This window comes from Pseudonocardia sp. KRD291, assembly GCF_019263595.1.
GTDB lineage: Bacteria > Actinomycetota > Actinomycetes > Mycobacteriales > Pseudonocardiaceae > Pseudonocardia.
In genome coordinates, this window is sequence record NZ_JADQDD010000401.1 from 1 (window position 1) to 4413 (window position 4413).

At 73.3% G+C, this 4413-nt stretch carries 5 protein-coding genes; 4 read left to right on the forward strand and 1 reads right to left on the reverse strand.

Annotated elements, in window-relative coordinates:
• Positions 1-81: 81 nt before the first annotated feature.
• The gene (locus I4I78_RS30665) at positions 82-735 is read right to left on the reverse strand and encodes an RNA polymerase sigma factor (RefSeq protein WP_218615003.1); all 654 of its coding nucleotides are present in this window, start codon (positions 733-735) and stop codon (positions 82-84) included.
• Between the two features lie 148 nt (positions 736-883).
• Between I4I78_RS30665 and fbaA the strand changes: the two genes are divergently transcribed.
• From fbaA to I4I78_RS30685, 4 genes are all read left to right on the forward strand, one after another.
• Positions 884-1918, forward strand: coding sequence for a class II fructose-bisphosphate aldolase (gene fbaA, locus I4I78_RS30670; protein ID WP_218615004.1), 1035 nt, complete (start codon positions 884-886; stop codon positions 1916-1918).
• 55 nt (positions 1919-1973) lie between these two features.
• Positions 1974-2387, forward strand: coding sequence for a DUF3151 domain-containing protein (locus I4I78_RS30675; RefSeq protein WP_218615005.1), 414 nt, complete (start codon positions 1974-1976; stop codon positions 2385-2387).
• Positions 2388-2415: 28 nt separating this feature from the next.
• Entirely contained in the window at positions 2416-3525 is a 1110-nt protein-coding gene (locus I4I78_RS30680) for an aromatic acid exporter family protein (protein WP_218615006.1), read from the forward strand.
• 264 nt (positions 3526-3789) lie between these two features.
• Positions 3790-4413, forward strand: a 624-nt coding sequence (locus I4I78_RS30685) for a 1-acyl-sn-glycerol-3-phosphate acyltransferase (RefSeq protein WP_218615007.1), incomplete at its 3' end; no start/stop codon positions are given.

Sequence of the window (4413 nt, forward strand, 5' to 3'; positions counted from 1 at the left end):
GGACTCGCCCGCCGCCCGCGGCCTGGGCGTGCAGGGCCTCGCTCAGCCGCCGCGCGGCCGCGTCCTCGTCGCGCGGCGCGCTCATCGGTGCTCCATCTCGCCGGGACCGGCGCGGCGGGCCGGGTCGCCGCCGGAGCGCTGGTCCATGATCTTCGCGACGGCGTCGAGCGCCCGGCTGGCCGTCGACTTCACGGTGCCGCGGCTCATCCCGGCCGCCTCGGCGATCTCGGACTCGGACAGGCCGCCGTAGTAACGCAGCACCAGCACCTCACGCTGGCGCGGAGGCAGCCCGGACAGGGCGTCCACGACCGACTGGTGCTCGGCCGAGAGCATCGCCAGCGACTCCGCGGACCGCGCGTTCGCGGCGTGCGGGGGCACGTACTCCCGCGCCGTGCGGCGACGGCGCAGCACCGATCGGGACCCGTTGACGACGGCGGCGCGCAGGTACGCGACGGCCGCGGTCTCGTCGCGCAGCCCGGCCCAGTGCCGGTGCAGCCCGGCGAACGCCTCCTGCACCACGTCCTCCGCGGTGGCCGGGATGTCGACCAGCAGCATCGCCAGGCGCATCAGCCGGGTGCGGTGGTCGCGGTAGAGGTCGGCCAGCGTGCGCGGTTCGACGGTCCCGGTCGCGCCGGTGATCTCGACCGGCGGCGTCTCGTCCGCGGGCCGGCTGTCGATGCGGCGCAGACGGCTCAGCGTCCGGTCGACCGCGCTCTCCGCCCGTGCCTCCTCCACATCACCAGCCTAGCGGTGGATGGGATGGATCTTCGCGGTATCCGCCCCGGGTGGGTGACCAGGCACATGTCCGGCACGGGCAGCCGCAGCGGGAACGGGTACGTGATACTGGCCAGCCAGGACACCCGCCCCGACCCGAGGAGCGCCGATGCCGATCGCCACGCCCGAGATCTACAACCAGATGCTGGACAACGCCAAGAGCGGCGAGTTCGCTTACCCGGCGATCAACGTGACCAGCACGGAGACGCTGAACGCCGCGCTGCGCGGGTTCGCCGAGGCGGGCTCGGACGGCATCGTGCAGGTCTCCACCGGCGGCGCCGAGTTCCTGTCCGGGACCCGGGTCAAGGACATGGTCACCGGCTCGGTCGGGCTGGCCGAGTTCGCGCACGTCGTCGCCGAGCAGTACCCGGTCAACGTCGCGCTGCACACCGACCACTGCCCCAAGGACAAGCTGGACTCGTTCGTCCGCCCGCTGATCGCGATCAGCCAGGAGCGGGTGAACAAGGGTGCGAACCCGCTGTTCCAGTCGCACATGTGGGACGGCTCGGCCACCGAGCTCGAGGAGAACCTGAAGATCGCCGCCGAGCTGCTCGACCAGGCGGCCAAGGCGAAGATCATCCTCGAGGTGGAGATCGGCGTCGTCGGCGGCGAGGAGGACGGCGTCGCCAACGACATCAACGAGAAGCTCTACACCGCGCCCGGCGACTACGAGCGCACCGTGGACATGCTCGGCTCCGGCGAGAAGGGCCGCTACCTGCTGGCCGCGACGTTCGGCAACGTGCACGGCGTCTACAAGCCGGGCAACGTGAAGCTCCGCCCGGAGATCCTCAAGCAGGGCCAGGACGTGGCCCGCGAGAAGCTCGGCTCCGGCGCCGGTGACAAGCCGTTCGACCTGGTGTTCCACGGCGGGTCCGGCTCGTTGCTGGAGGAGATCCACGAGGCGCTGAGCTACGGCGTGGTGAAGATGAACGTCGACACCGACGCCCAGTACGCGTTCACCCGCCCGATCGTCTCGCACATGTTCGAGAACTACGACGGCGTGCTGAAGATCGACGGTGAGGTCGGCAACAAGAAGGTCTACGACCCGCGGTCCTACCTGAAGAAGGCCGAGGTCGGCATGGCCGAGCGCGTCCAGGAGGCCTGCGAGTCGCTGAAGTCGGCCGGCAGGGCTCTCGGTAGGTGACCCTCTCGCGCCCACCCGCTGGCATGTCGACGCGGGTGGGCGCGAGGATGGGCACATGAGTCTGCACGGCAACCTGCTCGAGCCCGAGTCCACTCGTCTTCCCGCCGACCCGGCGGCCGCGCAGCTGGACACCGGCACCGACCCGTCCGAGGTCGCGGCCGCGAGCCCGACCTCGAGCATCGCCTGGGCGGTGCTCGCCGAGCGCGCGCTCGACGGCGGCGACGCCGTCACCGGCTACGCGTTCGCCCGCACCGGCTACCACCGCGGACTGGACCAGCTCCGCCGCAACGGCTGGAAGGGCTTCGGCCCGGTGCCGTGGGCGCACGAGCCCAACCGCGGCTTCCTGCGCGCCACCGGGGCCCTGCTGCGCGCCGCCCGGCAGATCGGCGAGACCGCCGAGGTGGAGCGCCTGCACACGCTGCTGTCGGACTCCGACCCCGAGGCGCCCGCCGCCCTCGGCCTGTCCTGACGCCGGCCCGGGCGGCGGCGACCCTCCGATGACCGGCGTCGTGCGCCGGACGAGCTCGCGGGCCCGGCGACGCGCCGAGCTCGGGTTCCGGCGGCTGCGGGCGTCCGCGCTGCCGATCGTGCAGTGCGCGTTCGCCGCCGGGCTGGCGTTGTACGTGGCCGGTGACCTGGTCGGGCACACCCGGCCGTTCTTCGCGCCGATCGCCGCGGTGATCAGCCTCGGGCTGACCCTGAACTCGCGGGTCCGCCGCGCGGCCGAGCTGGTCGTCGGGGTGAGCCTCGGCGTGCTGGTCGGGGACCTGCTGATCGCGCAGATCGGCAGCGGCGTCTGGCAGCTGGTCCTGGTCGTCGCGCTGGCCATGGCGATCGCGGTGTTCACCGACGGCGGGACGCTGATCGTCGCGCAGGCCGGCGCGTCCGCGGTGCTGGTCACGACGCTGCTGCCGCCCGGCGAGACCGGCGGGATCGACCGCTGCGTGGACGCCCTGATCGGCGGCGCGGCCGGGATCCTGGTCGCCGCGGTGATCCCGATCAACCCGATCCGGATCGTGCGCCGCGAGGCCCGCCGCGCGCTCGACGAGCTGGTCGCGGTGCTGCACGAGGTCGCAACCGCGCTGCGCGACGACGACCGTGAGGCCGCGTCGAAGGCCCTGGACCGGGCCCGCGACACCCAGCCGATGATCGACGAGCTGCGCGCCGCCGTCCGCTCGGCGAGCGAGGTCGCCTCGGTGTCGCCGCTGCGCAGGCCGCGGCGCCGGATGCTGCAGCGCTACCGGGAGCTGGCCGAACGCACCGACTACGCGATGCGGAACCTGCGGGTGCTGACCCGTCGTGCGCTGACCGCGCTGGAGGACGGCGAACCCGTCCCGTCCGGTCTCGCCGACACCGTCGGCGAGCTCGGCACCGCCGTCGGTGCGCTGATCGGTGAGCTCGGTGTGGACGGAGACCGCAGGCGCGCCCGCGGGGCGATCCTGGACGTCGTGCGGCACGCCGCGGTCCTGGCGGAGGATCCCGGCAACCGGCGCGGTCCGTCGGCGGCGGTCCTCGTCGCGCAGGTGCGCTCGATCGCGATCGACCTGTTGCAGGCCACCGGCCTGGACCGGGCCGAGGCGCAACGCGCGCTGCGCGACCCGCCCTGACCGCGCCGACCCACCCTTCACGGATACCGCTGCCCCGACCGACGTATCCGCCCACGAGGGGGTCACGCCGGGTGAACGGCACCGGCCGGACTGCTGCGTCGGGTGAGTGTCGGTTGCGCTGATCGGGGGGTGCTGGGCGGTAGCCGTTCCCTGTCCGGATGGACAGGGCCAGACTCGCGCATGCTGAACTCGGCGCTGGGACTCACAGGTCCCACCCCACGGAGTGGTGTGGCCGCCGCCGTCACGAGTAGAGGCTCGAGGTCCCTGGTGCAGTTCCTGATCAAGTTCGTGCTCGCCCCCTTCTTCCGGCTGCTGTGGCGCCCGCGCGTGCTGGGCGCGGACCGGGTCCCGCTCACCGGCCCGGTGATCCTGGCCGCCAACCACCGCGCCGCCGTCGACACGGCGTTCATCCCGCTGGTCACCCCGCGGCCGGTCGCGTTCCTGGGCAAGGCCGAGTACTTCACCGGCCGCGGGCTCAAGGGCCGCCTGATGGCCGGATTCCTCACCGCGCTGGGCTACGTGCCGGTGGAGCGCGGCAACGTCAAGGCCGGGCTCGCCGCGCTCGACGCCGGGCGGACCGTGCTGCGGGCCGGCGGGGCGTTCGGGATCTACCCGGAGGGCACCCGCTCGCTCGACGGGCGGTTGCACCGCGGGCACACCGGCGTCGCGTCGCTGGCCCTGTCGACCGGCGCCGTCGTCGTCCCGGTGGCGCTGACCGGCACCGAGCGGGTGCAGCCGATCGGCCGCCGCCTCCCACGGATCGCCCCCGTGCAGGTCCGCTTCGGCACACCGCTGGAGTTCAGCCGCTACGAGGGACTCGAGGGCTCGCCCGCCATCCGTCGCGCCGTCACCGACGAGATCATGGACGCCATCGCCGAGCTCTCCGGC

Coding starts and splice junctions, on each gene's coding strand:
- I4I78_RS30675 (WP_218615005.1), top strand. CDS start 1,974: ATGAGTCTGCACGGCAACCTGCTCGAGCCCGAGTCCACTCGTCTTCCC.
- fbaA (WP_218615004.1), top strand. CDS start 884: ATGCCGATCGCCACGCCCGAGATCTACAACCAGATGCTGGACAACGCC.
- I4I78_RS30680 (WP_218615006.1), top strand. CDS start 2,416: ATGACCGGCGTCGTGCGCCGGACGAGCTCGCGGGCCCGGCGACGCGCC.